Source organism: Rathayibacter tanaceti (genome assembly GCF_001634385.1).
Lineage (GTDB): Bacteria > Actinomycetota > Actinomycetes > Actinomycetales > Microbacteriaceae > Rathayibacter > Rathayibacter tanaceti.
The window spans coordinates 1-26,258 of the sequence record NZ_LIIN01000025.1 but is presented as its reverse complement, the minus strand read 5'-3'; the positions used below and the strand labels follow the sequence as shown (position 1 = coordinate 26,258).

The following is a 26,258-nucleotide window of genomic DNA, read 5'->3' as shown; positions in this document are numbered from 1 at the left end:
CCTGCAGTCGGCGGGCGGCCTCCAGGGCCGCGCGCGCCTCGTCCCTCGCCGCGGCGAGCACGTCGTCGTCACTCATGCGCTCAGCCTAGGGTCGGAGCCGATCCGTCCTCGCGCACGTGCCACGCCTGCCCGTAGCCGCCGTCGGCGACGGGCCGCGCCATCAACTCGAGGAACGGGGCGGCGTCGAGAGCCTCGGGGCCGAGCACGCCCGCGCCGGACCAGGCGCCCGTCGCCAGCAGCTCGAGGGCGATCACCGGGTTGAGCGCGGTCTGCCAGACGACGCACTGCGTGCCGTACTCGGCCATCGTCCACTCGTTGTCGCTCACGTGATAGAGGTACACCTCTCGGCGAGCGCCGTTCTTCGTGCCCGTCACGCGGACGCCCGCGCAGGTCTTGCCCGTCATCCGCGGGCCGATGCCGGCCGGGTCGGGCAGCGCTGCGGCGACGACGTCGCGCGGGGACACCAGCACAGGGCCGTCCACCGAGCGCACGCGCAGAGGCTCGGTGCGGTCGAGCCCGAGCAGATTCAGGGTGCGCAGAACGCCGATGAACTGCTCGCCGAGTCCGTACTTGAAGGTGACCTTCTTCGCGTCGAGCCAGCGGGGCATCAGCAGCACCTCCTCGTGCTCGACGTTCACGCACTCGACGGGGCCGATCCCCTCGGGGAACTCGAAGACCTCGGGTTCGGAGAAGGGCGGGGTCGTGTACCAGCCGCGGTCGCGCTCGAAGACCACCGGCGGGTTGAGGCACTCCTCGATGGTGGTCCAGATCGAGAAGGAGGGCGCGAAGATCTCGGCGCCGTTCTCGTCGCGCACCACGAGGTTCGCGCCGTCCCGCACGCCGAGCTCGTCGATCTCGTCGAAGAGGTGGTCGGAGGCGTAGCGAGCGAACACGTCCGACAGCCCGGGCTCGACGCCCATCCCGACGAGGGCCAGGCGACCGCGCGAGCTCCACTCATCGGCGGCGGCGAACTGCTCGTCGCCGAGCCGGACGCCCGTCCGTGCGTGCGGCTCCTCGGGGTGCGGGAGCGACAGGCTCATGGCCATGTCGAGGTAGTCGGCCTTGGCGGCCAGCGCTCCGGCAAAGACCGTCGGCACGAAACGCGGCTCAACCGCGTTCATCACGTGGGTCGCCCGGTGGGCTCGAGCCACGGTCTCGACGCTCCCGGCGTCGGAGGCGTCGATCCGCGCGACGACGAAGCGGTCGTCGACCCCGTGACGCTCGGCGATCCACGCGACCGTGCGCTCGGCCCGACCGAGCTCGTAGTCGCAGACGATGATCTGCTCGAAGAAGGAGCGACGGGCAGCGATCTTCGCGAAGGCGTCGCCGACGCCTCCGGCGCCGACCAGGAGGATTCTCATGGGGCTACCGTAGCGACGGATTCGCGTGCAGAACAAGGAGGAGACCGGGGAAACTGTGGGATTACAGCTCTTCTCGCGACGGAATCCGTCATCGCGGCGCCTCCGCTCTCTCGAGCAGGCGGATGAACCGGGAGAGCCGCTCGAGGGCGACCATCGAGGTCGGCAGCGAGGCTGCCAGGGCCGGCGAGTGCACGAGGTAGGCGGCCCACTGGGCCCGCGAGATCGCGACGTTGAGCCGGTTGGGCAGGAGGAGGAACTCGAGGCCGCGCGGGACGTCCGCTCCCGACGAGGCGGCGAGCGAGACGATGGCGACCACCGCCTCCCGGCCCTGGAAGAGGTCGACCGTGCCGACCGCGGTCTCCCCGAGCCCCGCGGCGTCGAGCGCGGCTCGCAGGAGTCCGCCCTGCGCGTTGTACGGCGCGACGACGATCACGTCCGCGGCGGTGAGGCTCCGCCGGCCGTGCTCGTCGACCCAGGTGCGGCCGATCATGGAGCGGGCGATCTCGACGACGCGGCGCACCTCGTCCGGCGAGGACGTGGTGTCGCCGGCGTGCACGACGGGCACGGAGTGCAGGCCCGGTGCCACGCCCTCGAGGCGGCGCTCGCGCGGCGCCCGCGAGACGAGCGCGCCTCGTAGGAGAGCTCGGAGACGGCGGCCGCCAGAGCCGGGTGCATCCGGTGGGTCTGCGCGAGGAAGTAGCCGTACTCGGCAGGGAGGACGTCGTGCCCGTCGGCGAGCCAGCCGAGTGCCGACTCATCGACCGGCTCGGGGTGCGAGCCCTGGCTGACCTGCGGCAGTTGCTGCGGGTCGCCGAGCAGGAGCAGGCGCTGCGCGGCCACGGAGGAGGCGATCGTCGGCGCGAGCGAGAACTGGCCCGCCTCGTCGACGACGAGCAGATCGAGGGAGCGCCGCGCGACCGCGCCCGCGTTCGCGAACGTCCACGCAGTGCCTCCGACGACGCAGCCGCCGTCCTCCTCGAGGACAGCGGCGAGCGCTGCCGCGGTCGCGACCGGAGTCCACATCACGGCCTCCAGAGCCTCGGCCGGACTCCTGCCCTTGGGCCGTTTCACGACGCGCGACGGATCCACGCCCCGGCCGACGACCGCCGTCAACACGTTCTCGACCACCGCGTGGGACTGGCCGACCACACCCACGCGCCAGCCGTGCTCGCGCACGAGCCGGGCGATGACGTGCGAGCCGACGTAGGTCTTGCCGGTGCCCGGCGGACCCTGGACGGCCAGAGTCGCCCGCTCGAGCCCGAGGAGGGTGGCGACGACCGCGCCGATGACGTCGTCCCCGGCGATCGGGACGACGGCTCCGGGCGACACGCGGCGCAGGATGTCGAGCGCCGGGTCGGGCAGAAACCGCGGCAGGGCGTCGAGCACCTCCTCACCCCACGCGGCGATCGCCTCGGGCTGCGGGGTCGCGCGCGGTGGCGGAACGGGCGCGAGGGCAACGGGAGCGTCGTCGTGGGGTTCCTCCCCCGCCTTCAGACCCTCCTTGACGAGCAGGACGATCCTCTCGCCGTCCTCGTCCACCGCGAGGATCTCGGAGCGGTCGGAGGCTCCGCGGAGACCCGGCCCGGGCGACGGTGCGCCGGCAGGCGGCGGCGCCTCGTAGACGAGGTAGGGCGACGAGCCGATGCTCAGCCGGCTGCCGGGAGCGAGCCGACCGAGGATCCGCAGCTCACGCGACTCCGTGCGTGCCCTCGGCGGTCTCGACCAGTCCCGGACCACCTCGACCCGGTCGACCACGACGACGTCGCGGGTCTGGGCCCACTCGTCGAGCGGCTGACGGAGCCGGTCGAAGTGCTCCTGCCAGAACGTCTTGGCCTCGCGGCGGTGGTAGTCGATCGCCGCGCCGGCGAGGGCGAGCGCGGTCTGATCCGCTGTGCGCTCGCGCGGCTCGACCCCCTCGACCCGCTCGAGAAGGGCGACCGCGACCGGATGCGGCTCTCGCGGAACGGGGATGTCGACCTCGACGAGCGGACGCTGCTCCTCGCGCGGCGGTGCGAGCGAGAGCAGCCAGTCGCGCAGCCGCAGGGTGGAGCGGCAGTCGTACGCGTTGTACTCGGCGACGAGGTCGAGCTGCCGCTGCCCCTCCTGCGGATCCTCCGCGAGGGCCGCTCGCGCTCGCACGTAGGCGTCGATGCTGTCGGCCGCGGTAGTCACTCCGGAGGTGTCGCGCGCCTGCTCACCCATGTAGAGCGGCTCCAGTTTCTTGAGCGAATAGCTGCGCGACCCCACCCGCAGGGCCCGCCGGACGACCGGGTAGAGGTCGACCAACACGCCCTCTCGCAGCAGGGCGTCGACCTCCTCCTCACCGACGCCGTGCCGGAGTGCGAGAGAGAGCAGGTGCGTGCGCTCGTAGGCGGCGTAGTGGTAGACGTGCATCCGCGGGTACTGCTCGCGGCGCTCGCGCACCAGCGCCAGGAAGTCGAGGAGCGCCCGCCGCTCGGCGGCGAGGTCGTGCGCCCACAGGGCGGTGAACTGCTCGCGCTCGTCGACCATCCCGAAGAGGTAGTCGAGCCCCCACTCCCGGTTGTCCTCGGTGTGCAGCGGATCGCCCTCGAAGTCGAAGAAGAGGTCTCCCGGATCGGGAGAGGGCAGCGCGGCCAGGACGGCGGGATCGACGAGCTCGACGGCCGGCACGGGCGAGGATTCGGACCGCAGCTGGAGCCGCGCCTGCGCGCGCAGCGACTCGAGGCTGCCTGAACCCATCCCGGGAACCGGCCCGACGTGCTCGGCGAGGGCGTCGAGCGTCATGACGCCGGCCGCGGCGAGCGCGGCACGCTGGTCGAGCCGCAGACCGGCGACCAGGAGCGGATCGCGGTGCGCCTGCACCTCGGGCGCGCACACGGCGCAACGTCCGCAGGAGAGGTACCGCGGGTCTCCCCAGGCGAGCGGCGCTGAGGCGGCGAGCCGCTCCTCCAGGACGGCGCGCAGCCGCGCACGCTGCACGCGCTGCACCGGCGCGACGACCGCCAGCTCGTGGCTCGTGACGGAGCCGTCTCCGAGCACGAGGTGCACGCGCTCGCCGACCCGGATGCCGCGCGCCGCCATCTGCTCGGCGTAGGCCGCGAGCTGGAGGAGCGCGGGGATCTTCGCGTGACGCGCGAGCTTGGTGTCGTACACCTCGTAGGCGCCGTCGGCGGTGCGGAGGAGGAAGTCGGAGAACCCGAGGAACCCGCCGTCGTAGAAGGTGGCCTGGTAGAGCACGTCGACTCCGGCGCGCATCGCCTCGACCGCGGCGTCGGCCGCCGCGGCGTAGTCGGCCGGTTCGGGCCGCGCGAACTCGACCACCCGGTGCGACTCCTTCAGCTCGGCGAGGAAGCGGCGCTCGTGCTCGTCGCCGAGAGCGGCGGTGCGCTGGAGCAGGGAGTCCTCGGCGATCTCGAGACGCGGTGCGCGCCCGAGCACCGCATCGAGGCGGCGGAGGACCGCCCACTCGCACGCCGCCCAGTCCGAGAGATCGCTCGGGCTCGTGACCACGCGGCCGGATTCCAGGTACACGCGACTCCTTCCGCGACCACCGGACGGCGACCGCCTCCAGGCTAGGGCGACCCTCCGACACCGGGCCGCCACGACCGGTCGCGAACGGGCCTCCGGGGACGGAGCCCGTCCTGCGCCCGCTCACGCCCCGGAGCGGGAGAGAGGGGTGCGAGAGCCGCGAGTGCGTCAGCGGGAACGGCGGACCCAGATCGGCGGATGCGGCAGCTCCGACTCCGTCCGCAGCCGCCCCGCGAGGGGCGCCCAGACGACCAGCGCGACTCCGATGCCCAGCAGCAGGCCGCCGACGGTGTCGCTCAGCCAGTGCGCACCGAGATACGTGCGGCTCGCCATCATCGCCAGCGTGTAGAGGAAGCCCGCGATCCAGACCCAGAGCAGCGGGAAGATCAGCGCCAGCACCATCGCCGTGGTCGCGGCGTTGGCGGTGTGACCGGACGGGAAGGAGCCGTAGTCGCTGGTCACCAGGATGTCGGCGGGCCGCTCACGACCGACCAGCTCCTTGACGAGCTGGGTGGCGCCCACGCTGACGAGCGCCGCCACCGCGTAGTACAGCGCGGCCCACCGTCTCCGGAACACGAGCAGGACGACGACGATGGCCAGAGGGATGACCGCCGTGCCGACGACACCGGCACCGACGGTGTTCATGATCAGAGCGGGGACGTCCCAGACCGGCGAACGGTGCTCGACGATCTCGTCCATCCACTCGACATCGACGCCGAACGCGGCGGTCGGGCGGGCGACGATGAGCACGGCCAGGAGCCCGGTGAGCAGCAGTGCCAGCGACGCCGAGACCAGCGGCCAGCGACGGGAGACGCGGTGCGCGGCCTCCCGGCTGAGCAGCCGCGCGGCGACCCCCTCCGACGGGACCTGCTCGCCGAGCCTCTCGCGTTGCACGGCGTCGGGGCGGGCGATGCCGGGCTCGGTCCGGAGGCGGTCGTCGCGGTGTTCCATCCGGACATGATGCCCTCACGCGGGGCCTCAGCGCTGGGGCTTGCGGCGGCGGTCGGGCACGCAGTCGCGAGCTCCGGCTCACGGACGGCTCACCGGAGGAGGCGACACCCGAGGCACGTCGAGCGCGGGGCGCCGGTCGGCGTCAGTCCTGGAGGGCGGGCACGCTCCGGGGTCGGACGATCAGCCAGAGCGCCAGGATCGACACCGCCGCGGTCGACATCATCACCACGGCCATCGGCACGGCGGAGGCGGCACCGAAGATCCCGGAGATCGGTGAGAGCAGACCCGCGGTGCCGAAGTTGACCGCTCCGAGCAGCGACGCAGCGGTGCCCGCCTCCCGGCCGTGGTTCACCAGGCCGAGCACCTGCACGCACGGAAAACTGAAACCGCAGGACGCGATGAAGAACCACAGCGGCACCAGGGTCCCCCAGAGTCCGAGTCCGAGGACGTCGAAGAGCGCGATCAGGCCGGCGGAGGTGAACAGCGTCACCGTCGTGATCGCGAGGATCCACTGCGGTCCGATGCGGCGGCTGAGGTACGACGAGGCCTGCACGCCGAAGACGACGCCGAGCGAGTTGACCGCGAACAGCAGTCCGTACTGCTGCGCATCGAATCCGTAGAGGCCCTGGAACAGGAACGACGAGCTGGAGAGGTAGGTGAACAGTCCGGCGAAGGTCATCCCTCCGATCACCGCAACGCCGACGAAGACGCGGTCGCTCAGCACGGCCCGGTAGCGCTGCACGAGGGAGGTGCGCTCGCGCTCGTGGCGGGCGGCGCGCGGGCGGGTCTCGACGATGAGCAGCGCCACCGCGGAGACGACCAGCACGCCGTAGGCCGCGAGGAAGACGAAGATGCCGCGCCAGTCCATCACCAGCAGCAGCTGCGAGCCGATCACCGGGGCGAGCACAGGCGCCAGCCCCGACACGAGGGCGAGGCGCGAGAGCATCCGCACGAGAGGCCGCCCGCCGAAGAGGTCGCGGACCATCGCCATCGCGACGACTCCACCCGCGGCGGCTCCGGCTCCCATCAGGAGGCGGAAGACTCCGAGCGTGACGATCTCGGGAGCGAGCGCCGCACCGACGCAGGCCAGCACGTGCAGCGAGGTCGCGAGCAGGATCGGGAGGCGTCGCCCGACCGCGTCGCTCCACGGCCCGACCACGAGCTGCCCGAGCGCGAAGCCGAGGGTGGTGCCGGTGAGGGTCAGCTGCACCGCTGCCTCCGACACGTTCAGCTCGCTCTGCAGCGCGGGGAACGCCGGGAGGTACAGGTCGATCGTGAAGGGGCCGAGCGCGGTCAGGGCGCCGAGGACGATCACGTAGATCAGGCGCTGGCGGGCCGAGAGGGCGTCGCCCGGGTGGCGGTGCACGGGTATCGATCCGGTGGGCGTCGAGGCGAGAGTGGACACGCATGCCTTCCTGCGCGGGGCGCAGCGGGGTGGGAGGAGGAGGGTCGGCCGGTGTCGTCCTCGGCCTGAGCGGTGGTCGGCCACGGCATCGCGCCGGCCGGTCGAATCAATTCGACCACGAGCGGCGGCTCGGCGCCACCTCCGGTCGGCGGCAGGCGCGAGATGCGCGGGGCGCCGACGTCAGACCGGGTGCAGCGGCGTGGCGAGCGGATCAGCGAGCAGGTGCTCGAACGCGAGCTCGGCCGCTCCGAGCATGAGCAGGTCGGCGCCGAGCTCGGTGCGGACGATGCTCACGGAGTCGAGCGCGACGCGGAAGGGACCGCCCCGGGCGAGCCGCTGCTCGAGGACACCCGGCGCGACTCCGATCAGAGCGCCCAGGAACCCGCCGAGAACGACCAGCTGAGGGTTGAACACGTTGATGACGTTGCGCAGCGCCACCGCGAGGTGGCCGAGCTGCCGCTCGACCTCGGCCCGCACGGCGGGGTCGTCGGAGGCGGCCAGCGCCTCCTCGAGCCGCTCGCTCTCGTCGAGTCCGAGCACCGTGAGCAGCTCGGCGCGCCCCACCTCGGTCTCGAGGCAGCCGACGGCGCCGCAGTGGCAGTCGACTCCGGCACTGTTGACCAGGGTGTGGCCGATCTCGCCCGCGTAGCCGTCGATGCCGTGCAGCGGCGCGCCTCCGACGATGACCCCGGCGCCGACGCCGCTCGCGCCACCGTTGAGGTAGACGAGGTGGGAGACGTCGCGGCCGGCGCCGAGGACGCTCTCGGCGAGCGCGCCGAGGTTCGCGTCGTTGGCCGAGAGCACGGGAAGGCCCGTGGCGTCGGCGAGCATCCGCGAGAACGGCTCGTCGCCCCAGCCGAGGTGCGGGCCGACCCGGACCAGACCGTCGGCGTCACGCACGAGTCCGGGGACGGCCACACCGATCCCGACCGTCCGGGTGTCCTCCGGGAGCTCGGCGAGCAGCGCGGTGACCGCCTCGGCGGCCAGGCGCGCGGCGGCCTCGGCGGTGGGCACGGAGACGGCGAGGCGGAGGCGGTGGCGCACCGTCGCGTCGACTCCCACCACCGCGACAGTGACGGCATCGATCTCGGGATTCACGGCGAGCGCCACCACACCGGGCGCCGCCTCGACGATCGGGCTCGGCCGACCGACCTGGTTGGGCGTGGCCGGCTCGCGCTCGCGCACAATGCCCAGCTCGACCAGCTCGCCGACCAGCGCGGCGATCGTGGAGCGGTTCAGGCCCGTCAGGCGGGTCAGCTGCGAGCGGGAGCGCGGCCCGCCGCGGTGCACGAGCCGCAGGATCGCGGAGAGATTGTGGCGTCGCACCCGGTCGAGGTTGTTGCCGCGCGTGGCGTGGTCGGGCATTCCGCGGTCTCCTCTGCTTGCGGAGGTCAGCCTATCCGCGGAGGAGGAGCCTGCCACGCGATGTGACATCGGCCGCTCAGGCGGCGGAGCCGGCCCCGACGGCACGCCAGCTCCAGGAGCCGTTCGGCCCGTCCACCGTCACCTCGCCGCCGGAGCGGGACACCGTGAACACCGTCTCCTTCCCCGTGTCGTGCGCGACGACCCGGACCGGCGTCACGCCGTCCACCCCCGGGAACACCCGCAGCTCGAGTCCGTCGAGGTAGTCGTACTCGGCCGCGTCCTCGCGCGCGCCCACCGGGATCACCGCGCCCTCGCGCACGTACAGCGGCAGAGAGTCGAAGCCGTGCCTCTCGCGGCGCCACCCCCCCGACGAGTCGATCGTCTCGCCGGTCCACCAGCTCGTCCAGCGCCCGCGCGGCAGGTAGAACTCGACCGTTCCGTCCTCCGTGAAGACCGGGGCGACGAGGAGGTCGTGCCCGAGCAGGTACTGCGTGTCGAGGTGCGCGGCGTTGCGGTCGTCCTCGAACTCGAGCGCCATCGGCCGCATCAGCGGGAGGCCGGTGCGCGCCGCCTCCGCCCCCGCCGCGTAGAGGTAGGGCATCAGCGACAGCTTCAGCCGGGTGAAGCGCCGAGTGACGTCGACCGCCTCCTCGTCGAACGCCCACGGCACACGCACCGAGGAGGAGCCGTGCAGCCGGGAGTGCGACGAGAGCAGGCCGAACGCCAGCCAGCGCTTGAAGACGCCGGGATCGGGCGTTCCCTCGAAGCCGCCGATGTCGTGCGCCCAGAAGCCGAAGCCGCCGAGCGCGAGCGAGAGTCCGCCGCGCAGGGTCTCGGCCATCGACACGTACGAGGAGGTGTTGTCTCCGCCCCAGTGCACCGGCAGCGACTGGCCGCCGACCGTGGCGCTGCGGGCGAAAAGCACGGCCCGACCCTCGCCGAGCTCCTGCTCGAGCACCTGGTGCACCGCACGGTTGTAGAGCTGCGTGTACCAGTTGTGCATCGCCTCCGGATCGGCGCCGTCCGCCCAGACCACGCCCGACGACGGGATCCGCTCGCCGAAGTCGGTCTTGAAGGAGTCGACGCCCTGGCGCACGAGGACGCGCAGCTTCTCCTGGAACCAGGCGGTCGCCTCCGGGTTCGTGAAGTCGATCAGGGCCATGCCCGCGACCCACATGTCCCACTGCCAAACGTCACCGGACACGGTGCGCAGCAGGTAGCCCTTCTCGCGTGCCTCGGCGAACAGGGGCGACGCCTGCGCGATGTAGGGGTTGATCCACACGCAGGTGTGCAGCCCGCGCTCGTGCAGGCGGGCGAGGATCCCCTCGGGGTCGGGGAACGTGCGCGGGTCCCACTCGAGGTCGGTCCACTGGAACTCGCGCATCCAGAAGCAGTCGAAGTGGAAGGCGGAGAGGGGCAGCTCGCGCTCGGCGAAGCCGTCGATGAAGGAGTTGACGGTCTCCTCGTCGTAGCTCGTGGTGAAGCTGGTGGTCAGCCAGAGGCCGTAGCTCCAGGCCGGTACGACGGAGGGGCGGCCCGCCAGGCCCGTGTAACGCCGCAGCACCTCCTTCTTGGTGGGGCCCTGGATCACCAGGTACTCCAGCGCCTCGCCGCCGACCGAGAACTGGACGCGCTCGACCGCCTCCGAGCCGATCTCGAACGAGACGAGGCCCGGGTCGTTGACGAGCACGCCGTAGCCGCGGCTGGAGAGGTAGAACGGCACGTTCTTGTAGGCCTGCTCCGACGAGGTGCCGCCGTCGGCGTTCCAGACGTCGACCGACTGGCCGTTCTTGACGAAGGGGCCGAAGCGCTCGCCGAGTCCGTAGACCAGCTCGCCGACGCCGAGGTCGAGCTGCTCGTGCACGTAGGCCCGGCCGTCCGGCCCGGTGAGGTAGCCCTGCGCCTTATGGCCGGAGCCGGTGAGGCGCGTGCCGGTCGAGGTGTCCCAGAACTCGAGCGACCAGGGCGCGCCCTGGGCCACGCGGACCTCGAGGTCGCCGGTGCGCAGCACGCCGCCCGCCTCCGCCACGCTCGCCTCCCCCACCGCGCCGTCGACCAGCTCGAAGCCGGGCCGAGTCGCGGTGCCACGCCAGTGCTCGATGCGCACCTTCGCGACTCCCTCGGCCGGCGACGAGATCGTGACGGTGAGGGCCGGGCGGTTGAGCACGTCACCCCGGCTCTGGATGACGCGGGTCGGTGCGATCACCTCGAGCGAGGCGCCGTCGGTGCGGATGTCGTAGGCCTCCTGCGCGAACAGGGGCGAGAATCCGGCCCGCGTCTGCCAGAACCCGTCGGTGAACTTCATGAGGGAGCCTTTCGATGGCGCGCCGGCGGGTTCCGGGCGGGGACCCGCCGGCGGTGGAGGGGGAGGGCTACTTGACCGCGCCGGCAGTGATGCCGCGGGTGAGGGTGCGCTGGAAGATCAGGAAGAAGACCAGTGTCGGGAGCAGGCCCAGCAGAGCGCTCGCGCTGGTCGTGGTGACGTCCATGATCTTGTCGCCCTGGAGGCTCGAGATGGCGATCGGCACGGTCTGCGTCGCATCGCTCACCAGGAACACCAGCGGGATCAGGAATTCGTTCCAGGTCCAGATGAAGAAGAAGATCATCAGCACCGAGAGAGTGGGCCGCGAGATCGGGACGATCACCCGGGTGAGCACCTGCCACTTCGAAGCGCCGTCGAGAGCGGCCGCCTCGAGGATCTCCTTGGGGAAGGTGCCGTACACGCTCGAGAGCAGGTAGGTGCCGAACGCCGACTGGACGACGGTGAAGATGATGATCACCGACAGCTGGCTGTCGTAGATCCCGACCGCCTTGAACATGTAGTACAGCGGGTAGAGCAGGGCCTCCTGCGGGAGCATGTTCGCGAGCAGGAACAGGACGATGATCCAGCTCCGGCCCCGCACCCGCCCGATGCCGATCGCATAGGCGTTGAGCACCGAGAGGGCGACCGCGAGGATCGCGACCGACCCCGAGATCAGAATCGAGTTGCCGAGCTTCTCGGGGAAGTTCACCCGACTCCAGAAGGTCGACAGACCGTCGAAGGAGAGACCGGTCGGGAAGGCGAGCGGCCCGTTCGCCGAGTACTCGGCCGGAGTCTTGAACGAGTTGAGCAGGATCAGAAGCACCGGGCTGATGATCACCAGTCCGATCACGACGGCGGCAGCGAGGATCACCCAGTCGCCGACGGTGCGTTTCGTGGCTCCCCTGGGTGGGCGCGGAGCCCGCTTCGACACCGTCAGATCGGTGTCCGCCATGCCGGCCTGGGTGACGGGCAAGGTCTCGATGGCCGACATCAGCGGGCTCCTTCACTGCGCTCGACGCGCTCCTGGGCACGGATGAACAGCACGGCCAGGATCACGATGACGATCGTGAGCGCGGTCGCGATGGTCGCGCCGTAGCCCACCTGCTGCTTCTGGAAGAACTCGGTGTAGGAGTAGTAGGAGGGGACGATCGTCGCATCACCGGGTCCGCCGCGGGTCAGCGCGTAGATCGGGCCGAACACCTTCAGCGCTGCGATGGTGCAGGTCAGGGTGACCACGAAGATCTCGGGACGGATGATCGAGACGGTGATCCAGCGGAAGCGCTGGTACCAGTTCGCCCCATCGAGCTCGGCGGCCTCGTAGAGCTCGGGATCCACCCGCTGGAGCGCCGCCATGAAGATGACGACCGGATAGCCCAACTGCACCCAGATCATCACGACCATGATCGAGAGCATCGCTGTGTCGGGCTTGCCCAGCCAGTCGTGGGCGAGGGAGCCCAGCCCGACAGCCTCCAGGATCGAGTTGAGCGCGCCGTTGTCGGGACGCAGGATCCAGCCGATCACGATCGCGGCGATGACGGTCGGCAGGATCTGCGGCAGGTAGTAGGTGGCCCGGAGGAAGCTGGCGAGGCGCCCGCCGAACTTCTTGCCGACGAGATCGAAGAGGATCGCGGCCAGCAGCAGGCCCAGGAGGGTCGGCACGATCACCATCGCGATGATCATGGAGACGGAGTTGAGGAACGAGGTCCAGAACTGGCCGTCGCCCATCAACTCGATCCAGTTGTCGAGGCCGATGAAGATCGGCGGCTTGATCCCCCGCCACGAGGTGAAGCTGATGTACACGTTCCACACCAGCGGGATCAGCACGATGAACGCGAACAGCACGAACCCGGGGATCAGGTAAAGCCAGTAGCCGCCGGAGCGCTTCTCGCGCGGCGGCGTCGTGGGAGGCGGCGCGCTCTCCGCGCGACGAGGTGCAGTCGTCGTCATGGGTACTCCTACTTCGGACGGGTTCGTGCGGTGGGCTGCCGCGAGATGCCACTTGGGTACGGGTTCGACGGCGTGTCGCGGACCCAAGTGGCATCTCGCGGAGGGGGGTGGGGATGAGGGGGCAGGGCTACTTGATATCGTCGACCCCGTCGTCGTACTTCGACTGGAGGTCCGAGAGCATCGAGGACTCGTCCGTGGAGCCGTTGATGAGCTCCTGGGTCGCGGCGACGAGGTCGTCGTAGAAGGTGGCGGTCGGCCAGTCCGGGTAGAACGAGAGCTGGTCGCCCTCGACCACCGTCTTCCACTGCGAGAGCAGCTCCTTGCTCTTCTCATCGGTGATGGCGGTCTCGTCGACGACCAGCGGGATTCCTCCGTTGTTGCCGATGAGGTTCTGGATCTCGGGGCGCATGGTGATGTCGATCCACTTGTAGGCGAGATCCTTGTTCTTCGCCGTCTCGGGTACCACCCAGTGGTTGCCGGCGGAGCCCATCGTGAACTCGGCGCCCGGGAACAGGAACGTGTTCCAGTCGAATCCGGTGATCTCGGTCGTGAAGCGGCCGAACCACCAGGAACCCGAGAAGAAAATTGGGTACTCGCCCGAGATGAACGCCGTGCCCGCGTCCTCCGCCTTCAGGCCGGAGGCATCGGCCGAGAAGTAGCCCTTGTCGACGTAGGTCTTCAGCTGGTCGGCGGCGTAGCTCCAGGCCGCGTCCTCGAAGTCGACCTCGCCGCTGTAGGTCTGGTAGTCGGTGATCCAGGAGCGGTCGGCCTTGAGCAGCGCGAGCTGATAGAAGAGCTGCTGGAGGGGGTACTCGGCCCCGGCCTCGGCGAGCGGGGTGATGCCCTTCGCGACGAAGGCGTCGAGCACCGCGATGAACTCCTCGTAGGTCGTCGGCACCTCGAGGCCGTTCGCGACGAAGGCATCCTGGTTGTAGTAGACGAAGGTGAATTCGCCGTAGTTCGGGATCCCGTACCAGGAGCCGGAGCCCATGATGCCGTTCTCGTCGTACTTGGCCGTGGTCTGCAGGGCGCCGGGCACCAGTGCGTCCCAGCCGTAGAAGGTGACCGCCTCGTCGAGGTTGGTGAGCAGCCCCTGGCTCGAGAGCAGTCCGCTGGTGGCGTTGCCCTTGTTGTACTCGACGACGTCGGGCGCCGAGCTCGAGTTGAAGATCTGGCTCGCGCCGGTGCGCAGCTGCTCGAAGGCCTTGAACTCGTAGGCGATCTCGGCGCCGGTCTCCTTCGTGAAGATGTCGCGGGCAGCGAACCAGGCGATGCCTCGGTCGCTGTCAGGGGTCTCGAAGTCCCACATGGTGAGGGTGCGGCCGGCGCGTCGACGGAGGTCGAGAGCGCGTCGGAGCCGGCGTCGGAGCCTCCCCCCGAGCAGGCGGCCAGCGCGACCATCGCGCTGAGGCCGACACCGCCGGCGAGCAGGTTGCGCCGGCTGAGGCCTGCGGCGGGGCGGTGGAACGCGGAGCTGGATCGGAGCGACATGGCGGGGGTTCTCCTTCGAACGGGTGCTGCGGTAGGGGATGAGGGAGCGCTCTCTGCTGAGCGCGAGTCGTCGAAGCGTTTCGACAGTGCGCCGCGGGCAGAGAGGAGAGGAACAGGCAGAGGGGTCAGAGGGTCGCCGGCACTCGCGCGCCAGACGGGGCGAGCGCGAGGGATCCGCGATCGACGTAGGAGGGCGGGAGCAGCTCGACGCCGGCGGTGCGGCCGGAGTCGATCTGCTGGAGGGTCCGTGCGACAGCCGCGCGGCACATCGCGTCGAACGGGAGCGGGAGGCTGCTGGTAGGGATCGGGAGGGCGCCGCCGTCGTAGCTGGCGCAGGCCGCCAGGAGCGAGAGGTCGCCGGGAACGGAGAGACCGCGCTCGGCGATCCGCTCGATCGCCGCCTCAGCGACGGGCTCGTTGCAGTGCAGCACGAGGGCGGTCGGGGCGATGGGGGCGGCGAGGACCGCGTCGACCGCGGCCGAGGCGCTGGCGCGGCCGATATGGGGACGCTCGACAGCGACAGCGACACCGAGCCCCTCGCCTCGGCGCGGAACGCCTCATCGAAGCGGCGGACGAAGCCCGCGTTGCGGTCGGTGTAGGACTGCGGGTGCTCGAGCAGACCGAGGGAGCGGTGACCCAGCTCGACGAGGCGGCGGACGCTCTGTCGCGCCGCCTCCGCGAAATCGAGGTCGACGCAGGCGAGATCGCGGGAGTCGGCGGGCACGCCGATGAAGGTCGCCGGCGCCCCTGCCTCGCGGATCAGCTCGGCGCGGTCGTCGTCGTCATCCACTCCCATCAGCACGATGCCGTCGACGAGCGACGAGGACGAGACGCGGCCGATGCCGCTGGACGCTTCGTCGGTCACGAGCAGGAGCACGTCGTAGTCCGACTCGCGGGCCCGCTCGAGCACTTCGGTGACGAAGCGCATGTGGGTGGGGAGGTGCAGCTCGCCGCGCATAGGTGCCGAGAGAGCGAGGATGTGCGTCCGCGCTCCGGCGAGCATCCGGGCTCCAGCGTGCGGCCGGTAGCCGAGCTCGCGCACCGCGTCGTCGACCCGCTGCCGGGTGGTCGCGGCGATGGACCGCTTGCCGGAGAGAGCGTAGGAGACGGTGCTGATCGAGACTCCGGCAGCGCGGGCCACGTCGTGGATGGTCGCCATCGTTCCTCCTGCCGGACATCGTCGTCGGACCCGGAGAAGGCTCGAAGCGCTTCGATCGGGCTGTGCTGCTGAGCACTGTACGCAGAGTCGAAGCGCTTCCGCAACAGGTTTGTCGATCAACCCGACATATCGGTCGGCGGAGTCGTCCGACCACTCCCGAGCATTGCGCCGACGCGACGGGGTCGATATGTTGGCCACAACAACAATTCGGCGACGTCGCCGGAAAGGATTCGGATCCATGTCTCTGACCCCCACCCGCGCCGACAAGTTCTCGTTCGGCCTCTGGACCATCGGCTACAACGGCACGGACCCGTTCGGCGGACCGACCCGCGAGCCCCTCGACGTCGTGCACGCAGTCGAGAAGCTCGACGAGCTCGGCGCGTACGGTCTCACCTTCCACGACGACGACCTCTTCGCCTTCGGCTCCACCGACGCCGAACGCCAGACCCAGATCGACCGTCTGAAGGGCGCGTTGGAGTCGACCGGCCTCGTCGTGCCGATGGTCACCACCAACCTCTTCAGCGCCCCGGTCTTCAAGGACGGCGGCTTCACCTCGAACGATCGCGACGTCCGCCGCTTCGCGCTGCGCAAAGTCCTCCGCAACATCGACCTCGCCGCCGAGCTGGGCGCGAAGACCTTCGTCATGTGGGGCGGCCGCGAGGGCGCCGAGTACGACTCCGCCAAGGACATCCGCGCCGCGCTCGAGCGCTACCGCGAGGCCGTCAACCTGCTCGGCGACTACGTCACCGACAAGGGCTACGACCTCCGCTTCGCGATCGAGCCCAAGCCGAACGAGCCCCGCGGCGACATCCTGCTGCCGACCCTCGGCCACGCGATCGCGTTCATCGACTCCCTCGAGCGCCCCGAGCTCGTGGGAGTGAACCCCGAGGTCGGCCACGAGCAGATGGCGGGCCTGAACTTCACCGCCGGCATCGCCCAGGCGCTCTACCACGGCAAGCTCTTCCACATCGATCTCAACGGCCAGCGCGGCATCAAGTACGACCAGGACCTCGTCTTCGGCCACGGCGACCTGCACAACGCGTTCTCGCTCGTGGACCTCCTCGAGAACGGCGGCCCCGGCGGCGTCCCGACCTACGACGGCCCCCGCCACTTCGACTACAAGCCCTCGCGCACCGAGGACGAGACCGGAGTGTGGGACTCGGCCGCCGCCAACATGCGCACCTACCTGCTGCTCAAGGAGCGCGCCGCGGCCTTCCGCGCCGACCCCGAGGTGCAGGAGGCGCTCGCGGCCGCGAAGGTCGCCGAACTCCTGACCCCGACGCTGAAGGAGGGCGAGTCGTACGACGACCTGCTCGCGGACTCCGCCTCCTCCGAGTCGTTCGACACCGACGTCTACCTCGGCGGCAAGGGCTTCGGCTTCGTGCGCCTGCAACAGCTCGCCACCGAGCACCTGCTCGGCGCCCGCTGACCCCGACCCCGCCCCGCGATCCGTCGCGCGACCCCTGACGGGCGAGGTCCCACGCCGCCGCGCGGGGCCCCGCCCGTCGCCGTCTCTCGGCGCGACTGCGCCGAGCACCACAGCACAGGAACGGATATGCGATGACACTCGTCGCCGGAGTCGACTCCTCGACCCAGAGCTGCAAGGTCGTCGTGCGCGACCTCGAGACCGGGGCCGTCGTCCGCACCGGTCGGGCCGGTCACCCCGACGGCACCGAGGTCGATCCGGCCGCCTGGTGGGAGGCGCTCCAGCGCGCGCTCGCGGACGCCGGCGGACTCGACGACGTCGCCGCGATCTCCATCGGCGGTCAGCAGCACGGCATGGTCGTGCTCGACGAGGACGGTGCCGTCATCCGCCCCGCTCTGCTCTGGAACGACACCCGCAGCGCTGCCGCCGCTGCCGCGCTGATCGAGGAGCTCGGCGCCCAGGCCTGGGCCGAGCGCACCGGATCGGTGCCGGTCGCCTCCTTCACCGCCACCAAGCTCCGCTGGCTGCGCGACGCCGAGCGTGAGAACGCCGCCCGCGTGGCCGCCGTTGCGCTCCCCCACGACTGGCTCACCTGGCGCCTGCTCGGCTACGGCCCCGACTCCCCTCGCGGCCCGCGGCTCGACGCGCTGACCACCGACCGGTCGGACGCGTCCGGCACCTCCTACTGGGGTGCGGACGGCTACGACCTCGACCTGCTTGAGCGTGCGCTCGGCCACCGGCCGCAGCTCCCCCGCGTCCTCGGCCCGTCGGAGGAGGCGGGCCGGACCGACAGCGGCATCGTGGTCGGCCCCGGCGCAGGGGACAACGCGGGCGCGGCGCTCGGGCTCGGAGCGGGTCCCGGCGATGTCGTGGTCAGCATCGGCACGAGCGGCACCGTGTTCGCGGTGACGGACGACCCGGTGCGCGATGCCTCAGGAACCGTGGCGGGCTTCGCGGACGCGAGCGGACGGTTCCTGCCGCTGGTCGCCACGCTCAACGCCGCGCGGGTTCTGGCCTCGACCGCGACCCTGCTGGGCTGCGACGTCGATGGCTTCGCCGCGCTGGCGCTCGAGGCGGAGCCGGGGGCCGGCGGCCTCGTGCTCGTCCCCTACTTCGAGGGCGAGCGCACCCCGAACCTGCCCGAGGCGACGGCGAGTCTGCACGGGATGACCATCGCATCGACCACCCGCTCGAACCTCGCGCGCGCGGCGATCGAGGGCATGCTCTGCGGGCTCGCGACGGGCTCGACGCCGTGCGCGCACAGGCGTCGAGGCGCGGCGCATCCTCCTGATCGGCGGAGCCGCGCAGAACCGCGCGGTGCAGCTGGCCGCCTCGCAGGTGTTCGATGTGCCCGTCGTGGTGCCGACTCCCGGGGAGTATGTGGCCGACGGCGCCGCCGTCCAGGCCGCGTGGGCGCTGACCGGCTCGCGACCGGACTGGGCCCTCACCTCGGTGGCCGAGCCATCACCGGACCATCGACCGGAGATCCGGGACCAGTACGCGGCCGCCCGCGCCTGAGCGCCGGCCTCCCCCGCCGCGCCCCCGGGTCGCGACCCGCCTCCGCAAGCCCCCGAGAACGGGGAGGAGAAGAGCGCTACGCTCATTACTCAGCTAGCTGACTAATGGAGGAGCGAGATGACTGCCACACGAACCCCCGACCGCACCGACCGCACTCGGCAGGCGGTCGTCGCCGTGAGCGCAGTGCTCGCCGTCATCGGGTCCTTCATCGGCTCGGGCGCCGCGGGTGGCACGCAGATCCAAGACGCGGCCGGAGGCGCGCTGACCGCGTCCTCGACGCCCGTCGCGCCGGACGGTCCCGCCTTCGCGATCTGGAGCGTGATCTACGCCGGTCTCATCGCCTACGCAACCTGGCAGTTCCTGCCCTCGCAGGCCACACGGGAGCGCCACCGGCGGCTCGGCTACTGGGCGGCAGCGAGCCTGATCCTCAACGCCGCATGGATCCTGGTCGTGCAGGCCGGCCTGCTCACGCTCAGCGTCGTCGTGATCGCCCTGCTGCTCGCCGTGCTCGCCCGCATCTTCGTGATCCTGCGGGCGACCCGTTCAGGCGGAGCGGTCGACGCCGTCGTGACCGACGGAACCTTCGGCCTCTACCTCGGCTGGGTGTGCGTGGCGACGGCGGCCAACGTCACGGCCGGCCTGGTCGGGGCCGGAGTCGGCAGCGCCGACGGGCCGGGCGCCGCAGCCTGGGCGGTCGTCGTCCTCGCCGTCGCCGCCCTGGTCGGAGTGCTCCTCGCCGTCACAGGCCGCGGCCGGATCGCTCCGATGCTCTCGCTGTGCTGGGGACTCGTCTGGGTCGCCGTCGGCCGCTTCGCCGGAGAGCTCATCTCGGTGCCCGCCGGGATCGCCGCACTGGTCGCCGCCGCCGCCGTCCTGGCGGTCACCGTCCTCGTCCGCGTCACCGCGGATCGCCGGGTCAGCGCCGCCTGAGCCTGCACAACGAAGGCTGAGCGGCCGGGAGAGCCCTGGAGACGGGCACCCCGGCCGCTCAGCCTTCGTTGTGACGACGATCAGGAGACGAGCGAGTCGACGTACTCCCGATGATCGGCGATCCACGAGGCGAGGGCCGCGTCGCGGTCGTCGGCGCCATCGTTGAAGAGCGCGTTCTCGAGCGAGTAGAGCGTCTCGGAGTCCATGCGGAAGTCGCGGATCCAGCTGCTCATCGTCGGGTAGTCGCTGTCGAAGTCGGCCGAACCGAACGAGTGGATGCCCTCGGCCTGGCCGAGCAGGCCCTTCGGGTCCTCGAGGTCCTTGATCGGGAAGGCGTCGTAGGCCCAGTGCGGGCGCCACAGCGTGACCGCGATGTTCTCGCCCGACGAGACCGCGCTCGAGAGCTCCTGGAGCATCGCCGGCGTCGACGAGGTGAGGTAGTCCATCCCCTCCAGGCCGTAGCCCGGGATGACGGCCTCGGTAGTCGTCTTGTTCAGGCCGGAGCCGGGCTCGATGCCGACGAGGCGGTTCCCGACGACTCCCGGGTTCGCGGCGAGATCCTCGATCGAGTCGATCGGGGCGCTCTCGTTGACCGCGATCGTGAGCTTCGCCTCGTCGTTCCACGCACCGAGGTCGACGATCGAGTCGCCGTACTTCTCGACGAAGCTGGCGTGCGTGAGCGGCAGCCACGTGTCGAGCGCGAGGTCGTAGTCGCCGGTCGAGAGCCCCTGGAATCCGGGCGCGACGTCGGCGTTCTGCAGAGTGACGTCGTAGCCCTTCTCCTCGAGCACCGCCTCCCACAGCGCGGACACGGCGATGCCCTCGTCCCAGCCCTGGAACACGGCGACGGTGATGTCGGGGCGGTCGCCGTTGTCGACGGAGGCGGCGGTCGCCGGCGCCGCGAGGGTCGCGGCACCGAGCGAGGCGACGAGACCGATCGAGACGGCTCCGATGGCCGAGCGGGTCGCGATCACGGCGCGCCGGTTGCCGGCGCGCGCGAGGCGGGCGGGAGACGGCCGGCCGAGCGCTCCGGTCATCCGGTCGAGGACGACGGCGAGGATCACCACGGCGATCCCGGCCTCGAAACCAAGAGCGACATCGATCCGGTTGAGGCTCGCGACAACGTCGCCGCCGAGCCCGCCGGCTCCGACCATGCCCGCGATGACGACCATCGAGAGCGAGAGCATGATCACCTGGTTGAGGCCGGCCAGGATCGACGGCAGCGCCAGAGGCAGCTGGATCTGGCGCAGGATCCGCCACTTCGACGAGCCGAACGACTCCCCCGCCTCGACCAGCTCGGGGTCGACGCCGCGGATGCCCAGCTCGGTCAGCCGGACGCCCGGTGCCATCGCGAACACGATGGTCGCGACGATGCCCGGAACGACTCCGACCCGGAACAGGATCAGCGCGGGGATGAGGTAGACGAAGGCCGGCATCGTCTGCATGAGGTCGAGGATCGGGCGGATGACGGCGGAGGCCGTCCGGTTGCGCGCAGCGATCACACCCAGAGGCACGCTCAGCGCGATCGCGATCACCGAGGCGACCAGCACCAGCGCGAGCGAGTCCATCGCGTTCTCCCACTGGTCGACCGCGACGATCAGGAGGAGGCCGACGGCCGTGCCGATCGCGAAGACCCAGCCGCGCACGGCGTAAGCCAGCACGGCGATGAAGGCGATGACCACCCAGAACGGCGGCGTCGCCAGAACGAGATCGACGCCGTCGTACAGCGCACCGAAGACGGTGCGGAGGAGGTCGAAGATGGGCTGGAACGTCTGCGTGAGGACGTTCACGGCGCCCTCTGCGAGCGCCCCGAGCGGAAGGCGGAAGCCGAGATCGGTCATCGGCGGCCTCCGTCCGTCGCGAGGGCGGCATCGTCGACGGCGCCGCCCGTCGCGTGCAGGGTGGCGGTCACGAGGTCGATGGAGAGGGTGGCGGGGGGCTCGACCACGGGCTGCTCACCCGTGTGCGAGGTGATGTTGCCGAGGGCGGCGAGCAGGGTGACCCGCGGGATCGCGCCGAGCAGCCGTCCGTCCCCGTCGACCACGGCCACGGGGAGTGCCGACTCGACGGCGGGTTCGATGACCTCGCTCAGCGCGGTGTCCGGCGAGACCGTGACCACGTCCGAGGTGAGGACCGCCGAGAGGTCGCTGACGTTGCGGCGCACCTGCTCGATGACGTCGCGGTCGCGGACCGTGCCGAGAAGACGCCTCCCGCTGCCGACCACGAAGGCGGCCGACGTCTGGAGGTCGCGCATGCTGCGCAGGGCCGCGCGGGGACCGGCGGCGAGCGTGACGACGGAGCGCACCGGCTCCATCACGGCGGAGGCGGTCAGCACGCGGGCGCGGTCGACGTCCTGCACGAACTGCGCGACGTAGTCGTTGGCGGGATCGGTGAGGATCTCCTCCGGAGTGCCGATCTGCACGATGCGGCCGTCGCGCATGACCGCGATGCGGTCGCCGAGGAACATCGCCTCGTTGAGGTCGTGCGTGATGAAGACGATGGTCTTGCCGAGCTCGTGCTGCAGCTCGACGAGCTGCTCCTGCATCTCGCGGCGGATCAGGGGGTCGAGCGCCGAGAACGCCTCGTCCATCAGCACGATGTCGGTGTCGGCGGCGAGGGCGCGGGCGAGTCCGACGCGCTGGCGCATGCCTCCGGAGAGCTCGTCGGGCATCTTCTCGTGCCAGCCGGCGAGGCCCGCCCGCTCGACGGCGAGCAGAGCCCGCTCGCGGCGCTCGGCCGAGGGGACGCCCTGGATCTCGAGCGGGTAGGCGACGTTGTCGAGCACGGTGCGGTGCGGGAGCAGGGCGAAGTGCTGGAACACCATCGAGATCGACGAGCGGCGCACGCGGCGCAGCTCCGCCTCCGAGACGTCGGTGATCGTGCTGCCCTCGATGAGCACCTCGCCGGCGGTCGGCTCCTGGAGTCCGTTGAGCATCCGGATCAGCGTGGACTTGCCGGAGCCCGACAGGCCCATCACGACGAAGATCTCACCGCGGCGCACCGAGAAGGAGGCGTCGATCACGGCTGCCGTGCCCAGGCCCGCCAGTTCGTCGCGGTCGGCACCGCCCCGGAGGCGGCGGACCACCTCGTCGGGCTTGCGGCCGAACACCTTGAAGAGATTGCGGGCCTCAAGGGCGGGAGTCGCGGAATCCGCGCCCGCCTCACTCCGGGGCTCGCTGAGGGTCTGCTGGTTCTGCTGCACGTACACTCCGTCGGCGCGCGGGGGCGAAGCCCTGCGCTCATCTCGTGGTGCCGGGTCGGGAGCGTGGGACAGACAGCCGTACGTCGAGCCTCCGCGTGCGTCCGGCCGCTCTGCGCGGCAGGGGATGGAGGCGATTCCCGTGCGTCCGAGGCGACCGCGGGGCCGCCTCCACTCCCGTTGACCGTACGCTCGCGGCGCGTCGTGAGGGGACGCCGTGCGAGCGCGGACCGGATCATCGGGGCCCGTGAGGACCGCAGACCACGGTAGCGGCGGCGGGGACGAGGAGCAAACGTCGGACTAGTGAGAAGGGTGCCCGGGAGGAGTCCCGAGCACCCCTCAGAGACGGGTAAGGGCCGGTGGGAGCACGTTTTCGGCACCGTTGCCCGATCGTTACCCGGCTGGCACGAGCAGAGGCACCCGGGATGCTCGATCGACGAACCGGGGTCGTCAGCCGCGGACGGCGGCGGGAGGCGCGCTGCGAGGCCCGTCCGGCCTCGGTCGCGAACGGGGCCGCTCAGGCGATCGTCTCCCCGGCCGGACCCGACGGGGCCGCGGCACCGACTCCGCCGATCGGCTCACCCTGCCACGAGACGAGTGTCCACTCGCGGGCCGAGCCCTCGAGGACGACGACGCCGGTGTTGTCGAGGAGGTGGTCGGCGATGAAGCGGGCGTCGAGGTCGAACGAACGCAGACCGGCCCAGCAGCGGATGGCGGCGCCGTGGCTGACCAGCGCGACGACCGCATGGCCGAGCGACTCCGCCTCCGCCACCACCGCGTCGTAGCGGGCCGCGAACTCGTCGCCGGTCTCGCCTCCTGCGAGGCGCAGTGCGGTCTCGCCGGCCGCCCACCGAAACACGGTGCCCATGTACTCCTCCACGGAGGCCTCGTCGCCGCGCATCTCCAGGCCTGCGGCCGCGATCTCGCGGATCCCGTCGCGCTCGATCGGCTCAAGGCCCAGGGCAGCGGCGAGTGGAGCGGCGGTCTCGAGGGTGCGCCGCATGGTCGAGACGAACAGGGCGCCGATCCCCTCGCCGGCGAGCCGGGCGGGCAGCGCCTCGGCCTGGCTGCGGCCGAGCCCGGTGAGTCCGGGGCCGGGGATGCGGGTGTCGAGAAGGCCGGCGACGTTGGAGGGGGTCTGGCCGTGGCGGATCAGGAGGAGGCGCATCAGGCCACGGTACCGGCGGCGGGCTGAGCGGGGCCCGGACCGGTTGACGGAGCATCCCCGTGAGCATCCGACGACAGCGTGCGGTCGCGACGGCGCCGACCGTCTTCTCGAGCGGGCGGGCCATGCGCACGGCCCTGCGCGCTCACGATGGTCGGCTGACGTCTCCGAGGGCCCTCCTGGGCCGCCGAGCGCGGACACCGCGCCGTTGTGGCGGCAGGCGGACGCTGCCACCATGTAGCGGAGGCGGCCGTCCGGACGGACGGCGCCGCGAGCAGGACGGGTGGACCCATGGCCACGGACGACGGTTTCTCGAAGGACGAGCGCGCAGCGATGAAGCAGCGCGCCGCCGAGCTGCGGGCCGAGGCGAAGAGGCAGAAGAGCGCCGACAAGGCCGCCGCCGAGAAGAACGATGCCGAGGCGGCGATCGCGGCGATGACGGACGACGAGCGCCCGATCGCACAGATGGTGCACGAGGTGGTGGCCGAGCACGCTCCCGAACTACTCCCCAAGACCTGGTACGGGTTCCCCGCCTACGCGCGCACCGACGGCAAGGCGATCGTCTTCTTCCAGCCGGGCGCGAAGTTCGGCACCCGGTACTCCACCCTCGGCTTCCAGGACGGCGCGCAGCTCGACGACGGCACGATCTGGCCCACCTCCTACGCCCTGACCGCCGCCGACGACGGGACACGCTCGGCCGTCGCCGAGCTGGTGCGCCGCGCGGCCGAACCCGCGTAGGGCGCGGCATGGCGCACGTCTACGACTCCCTCGACGAGAGCCTCGCGGCCTGGATCCGCGAGCAACCGATGTGGTTCGTGGCCACCGCCCCCCTGACCGCCCAGGGCCACGTGAACATGTCGCCGCGCGGGCACGACTCGTTCTCGATCCTCGGGCCGCACCGCGTCGGCTGGGTGGACTACACCGGTAGCGGCGTCGAGACCATCGCGCACTTGCGCGAGAACGGCCGCGTGTGCCTGATGTTCGCGTCGTTCGGACCGAAGCCGCGCATCGTGCGTCTGCACGGCACCGGCACGGTGCACCTGCCGGGGACGGAGGCGTTCGCCGAGGTCACCGCGCAGCATCCGGAGCACCCGAGCACCCGCGCCGTGGTCACCGTCGAGCTCACTCGCATCAGCGACGCCTGCGGTTGGGGCGTGCCCGTGATGCAGCCGGTCGGCGAGCGCGATCTGCTCCTCCTGCAGGCCGAGAAGAAGGGCCCGGAGGGCATGGCGGCGTACCGTGCCACCCGCAACGCGGTGAGCATCGACGGCCTGCCGGGGTATCCGCCGGAGTGAGGGCCGTGGTCCGCCCCGGCCGCTGAACCGCCCGTCGCGCGACACCTGGCGGCTCCGCGTGGGTGCAGCACCCGGGCGGCGCCGCCACTGGTGGTCGCGCCGCCGCTAGTCGGCGACGATCTCGCACTTGTAGCCCGCCGAGTTCTCCAGCCACCCCGCATAGTGCAGCGGCCCGCCGGCGTGCGGGTAGCGCTCGTGGTAGAGCGGGCGCCAGCCGAACTCCTGTGCCCGCGCCATGATCGCGTCGACCTGCTCAGCCGGCCCACCGCGGAAGGCGAGGTGATTCATCCCGGGTCGCCGCCGGTCGTGGACGGGGTCGGAGAGGGCGGGCGGCACCGTGATCGTCACGGAGGCGCCACCGGCGGCCCACGACCGCCCCGACGGCCACTCGCCGGCCGGCTCGAAACCGAGCAGCGGCAGGAGCCGGCCCCACTCGGCGAGCGCCTCCTCGAGATCGGCGACCCAGACTTCGATGTGATGCAGACCCGGCATCAGACGAGTGTCGCAGCCCGGCAGCGCTCTCGTCGTCGCCGGCGCGGCAGCGCACCCCGTCACTGCACCGCGGACACGGCTGACCCTCGGTCTGGGGTGCCGGCCGCGGAAACCAGCCGGGAGTGCGCTTCCGAATCATGCGAACACATGAAGTCGCGGGCACCCGGCGTCGCGAGCCCATGTCGTCGACGACCGGAGTCCGCATGCTCAGCACGACCACCAGCCCTCGCCCGCCCGCACCCCGGCCCGCGCCGGCGGCCGCCCCTCCCCTCGCTCTGCTCGAGCCCGACTCCGACCGGATGCTCGTCATCCGCGCTGCCGCAGGCGACGACCGCGCCTTCGCGACCATCGTGCGCCGCTATTCGAGCCTGCTCAGGGCGACCGCGGCGCGCACGCTGGGCAGCAGCGCCGACGTCGACGATGTCGTACAGGAGACGTTCCTCGCCGCCTGGACGCAGGTGGACAGCGTGATCGACGGCGACACGATCGCCGGCTGGCTGGTCACGACCGCACGCCGGCGCTGCTACGACCGGCTCCGTGCCCGCGTCTCGCGGCTCAGGGCCGAGCTGGACGACGAGCTCCCCGCCTCGGTCGAGGACGACCCCGAGCACGCCGTGCACTGCGGCTCGCTCGCCGCCGACGCCCGCCGGGTGCTCGCCGCGATGCCCGAGGCCCAGCGCCGCTGCTGGCAACTGCGCCAGCTCGACCAGCACAGCTACGACGCGATCGCCCGCGAGCTGGG

General features: G+C 71.3%; 19 protein-coding genes and 3 pseudogenes. 6 read left to right on the top strand and 16 right to left on the bottom strand.

Annotation, left to right across the window (positions count from 1 at the left end; all coding sequences use genetic code 11):
• Nucleotides 1-80: 80 nt before the first annotated feature.
• The 12 genes and pseudogenes from ACH61_RS05005 to ACH61_RS19265 all read right to left on the bottom strand — a co-directional run.
• Nucleotides 81-1,361 carry a saccharopine dehydrogenase family protein gene (locus tag ACH61_RS05005; protein ID WP_068209332.1) on the bottom strand — a complete coding sequence of 427 codons (1,281 nt, stop codon included), beginning with the start codon at nucleotides 1,359-1,361 and terminating at the stop codon, nucleotides 81-83.
• Between the two features lie 88 nt (nucleotides 1,362-1,449).
• Nucleotides 1,450-1,881 (bottom strand): C-terminal helicase domain-containing protein, encoded by a 432-nt coding sequence (locus tag ACH61_RS18975; RefSeq protein ID WP_330220130.1) that lies wholly within the window; start codon nucleotides 1,879-1,881, stop codon nucleotides 1,450-1,452.
• Nucleotides 1,848-4,874, bottom strand: a complete 3,027-nt coding sequence (locus ACH61_RS05000) for a TM0106 family RecB-like putative nuclease (RefSeq protein ID WP_330220129.1) — start codon at nucleotides 4,872-4,874, stop codon at nucleotides 1,848-1,850. Before ACH61_RS05000 ends, ACH61_RS18975 begins: the two co-directional genes overlap by 34 nt.
• 165 nt (nucleotides 4,875-5,039) lie before the next feature.
• Nucleotides 5,040-5,822: a phosphatase PAP2 family protein gene (locus tag ACH61_RS04995; RefSeq protein ID WP_082845030.1), complete on the bottom strand. Its 783-nt coding sequence runs from the start codon at nucleotides 5,820-5,822 to the stop codon at nucleotides 5,040-5,042.
• 142 nt (nucleotides 5,823-5,964) lie between these two features.
• Nucleotides 5,965-7,227: a multidrug effflux MFS transporter gene (locus tag ACH61_RS04990; RefSeq protein ID WP_199220823.1), complete on the bottom strand. Its 1,263-nt coding sequence runs from the start codon at nucleotides 7,225-7,227 to the stop codon at nucleotides 5,965-5,967.
• Nucleotides 7,228-7,407: 180 nt separating this feature from the next.
• Nucleotides 7,408-8,592, bottom strand: a complete 1,185-nt coding sequence (locus ACH61_RS04985; protein WP_068209329.1) for an ROK family transcriptional regulator — start codon at nucleotides 8,590-8,592, stop codon at nucleotides 7,408-7,410.
• A 76-nt stretch (nucleotides 8,593-8,668) separates the two neighbouring features.
• Complete coding sequence (gene yicI, locus ACH61_RS04980) at nucleotides 8,669-10,897, bottom strand: alpha-xylosidase (RefSeq protein ID WP_068209326.1); 2,229 nt, start codon at nucleotides 10,895-10,897, stop codon at nucleotides 8,669-8,671.
• A gap of 67 nt (nucleotides 10,898-10,964) precedes the next feature.
• Nucleotides 10,965-11,885: a carbohydrate ABC transporter permease gene (locus ACH61_RS04975; RefSeq protein WP_153038797.1), complete on the bottom strand. Its 921-nt coding sequence runs from the start codon at nucleotides 11,883-11,885 to the stop codon at nucleotides 10,965-10,967.
• Entirely contained in the window at nucleotides 11,885-12,841 is a 957-nt protein-coding gene (locus ACH61_RS04970; RefSeq protein ID WP_068209323.1) for a carbohydrate ABC transporter permease, read from the bottom strand. The genes ACH61_RS04975 and ACH61_RS04970 overlap by 1 nt, the downstream gene beginning before the upstream one ends.
• A gap of 127 nt (nucleotides 12,842-12,968) precedes the next feature.
• A complete protein-coding gene (locus ACH61_RS17885; RefSeq protein WP_236713546.1) occupies nucleotides 12,969-14,150 on the bottom strand; it encodes an ABC transporter substrate-binding protein in 1,182 nt (393 codons plus the stop codon).
• 307 nt (nucleotides 14,151-14,457) lie between these two features.
• A pseudogene (locus ACH61_RS17880) lies at nucleotides 14,458-14,844 on the bottom strand (substrate-binding domain-containing protein); the annotation flags it as partial.
• A gap of 566 nt (nucleotides 14,845-15,410) precedes the next feature.
• A pseudogene (locus ACH61_RS19265) lies at nucleotides 15,411-15,491 on the bottom strand (LacI family DNA-binding transcriptional regulator); the annotation flags it as partial.
• 238 nt (nucleotides 15,492-15,729) lie between these two features.
• Here ACH61_RS19265 and xylA point away from each other — a divergent pair.
• The 3 genes and pseudogenes from xylA to ACH61_RS04945 all read left to right on the top strand — a co-directional run bounded on the left by xylA (nucleotide 15,730) and on the right by ACH61_RS04945 (nucleotide 19,365).
• Nucleotides 15,730-16,920 carry a xylose isomerase gene (gene xylA / locus ACH61_RS04955; RefSeq protein ID WP_068209320.1) on the top strand — a complete coding sequence of 397 codons (1,191 nt, stop codon included), beginning with the start codon at nucleotides 15,730-15,732 and terminating at the stop codon, nucleotides 16,918-16,920.
• 131 nt (nucleotides 16,921-17,051) lie between these two features.
• Nucleotides 17,052-18,435, top strand: a pseudogene (gene xylB, locus ACH61_RS04950) (xylulokinase).
• Nucleotides 18,436-18,552: 117 nt separating this feature from the next.
• Nucleotides 18,553-19,365 carry a tryptophan-rich sensory protein gene (locus ACH61_RS04945; protein ID WP_068209317.1) on the top strand — a complete coding sequence of 271 codons (813 nt, stop codon included), beginning with the start codon at nucleotides 18,553-18,555 and terminating at the stop codon, nucleotides 19,363-19,365.
• An 80-nt stretch (nucleotides 19,366-19,445) separates the two neighbouring features.
• Here ACH61_RS04945 and ACH61_RS19260 read toward each other — a convergent pair whose 3' ends face one another.
• From ACH61_RS19260 to ACH61_RS04930, 3 genes are all read right to left on the bottom strand, one after another.
• Nucleotides 19,446-21,206: an ABC transporter permease/substrate binding protein gene (locus ACH61_RS19260; RefSeq protein ID WP_068209314.1), complete on the bottom strand. Its 1,761-nt coding sequence runs from the start codon at nucleotides 21,204-21,206 to the stop codon at nucleotides 19,446-19,448.
• Nucleotides 21,203-22,567 carry a quaternary amine ABC transporter ATP-binding protein gene (locus ACH61_RS04935; RefSeq protein ID WP_068209335.1) on the bottom strand — a complete coding sequence of 455 codons (1,365 nt, stop codon included), beginning with the start codon at nucleotides 22,565-22,567 and terminating at the stop codon, nucleotides 21,203-21,205. Before ACH61_RS04935 ends, ACH61_RS19260 begins: the two co-directional genes overlap by 4 nt.
• A 514-nt stretch (nucleotides 22,568-23,081) precedes the next feature.
• Entirely contained in the window at nucleotides 23,082-23,732 is a 651-nt protein-coding gene (locus tag ACH61_RS04930; protein ID WP_068209311.1) for a histidine phosphatase family protein, read from the bottom strand.
• A 288-nt stretch (nucleotides 23,733-24,020) separates the two neighbouring features.
• On the opposite strand from ACH61_RS04930, the gene ACH61_RS04925 reads away from it, so the two are divergent.
• Nucleotides 24,021-24,467 (top strand): hypothetical protein, encoded by a 447-nt coding sequence (locus tag ACH61_RS04925; protein ID WP_068209309.1) that lies wholly within the window; start codon nucleotides 24,021-24,023, stop codon nucleotides 24,465-24,467.
• Nucleotides 24,468-24,475: 8 nt separating this feature from the next.
• Nucleotides 24,476-25,024 carry a pyridoxamine 5'-phosphate oxidase family protein gene (locus tag ACH61_RS04920; protein ID WP_068209307.1) on the top strand — a complete coding sequence of 183 codons (549 nt, stop codon included), beginning with the start codon at nucleotides 24,476-24,478 and terminating at the stop codon, nucleotides 25,022-25,024.
• 105 nt (nucleotides 25,025-25,129) lie between these two features.
• Here ACH61_RS04920 and ACH61_RS04915 read toward each other — a convergent pair whose 3' ends face one another.
• Nucleotides 25,130-25,516 (bottom strand): VOC family protein, encoded by a 387-nt coding sequence (locus tag ACH61_RS04915; protein WP_068209304.1) that lies wholly within the window; start codon nucleotides 25,514-25,516, stop codon nucleotides 25,130-25,132.
• Between the two features lie 203 nt (nucleotides 25,517-25,719).
• On the opposite strand from ACH61_RS04915, the gene ACH61_RS04910 reads away from it, so the two are divergent.
• Nucleotides 25,720-26,258: RNA polymerase sigma factor (locus tag ACH61_RS04910; protein ID WP_161489627.1), on the top strand; the 539-nt coding region annotated here is incomplete at its 3' end.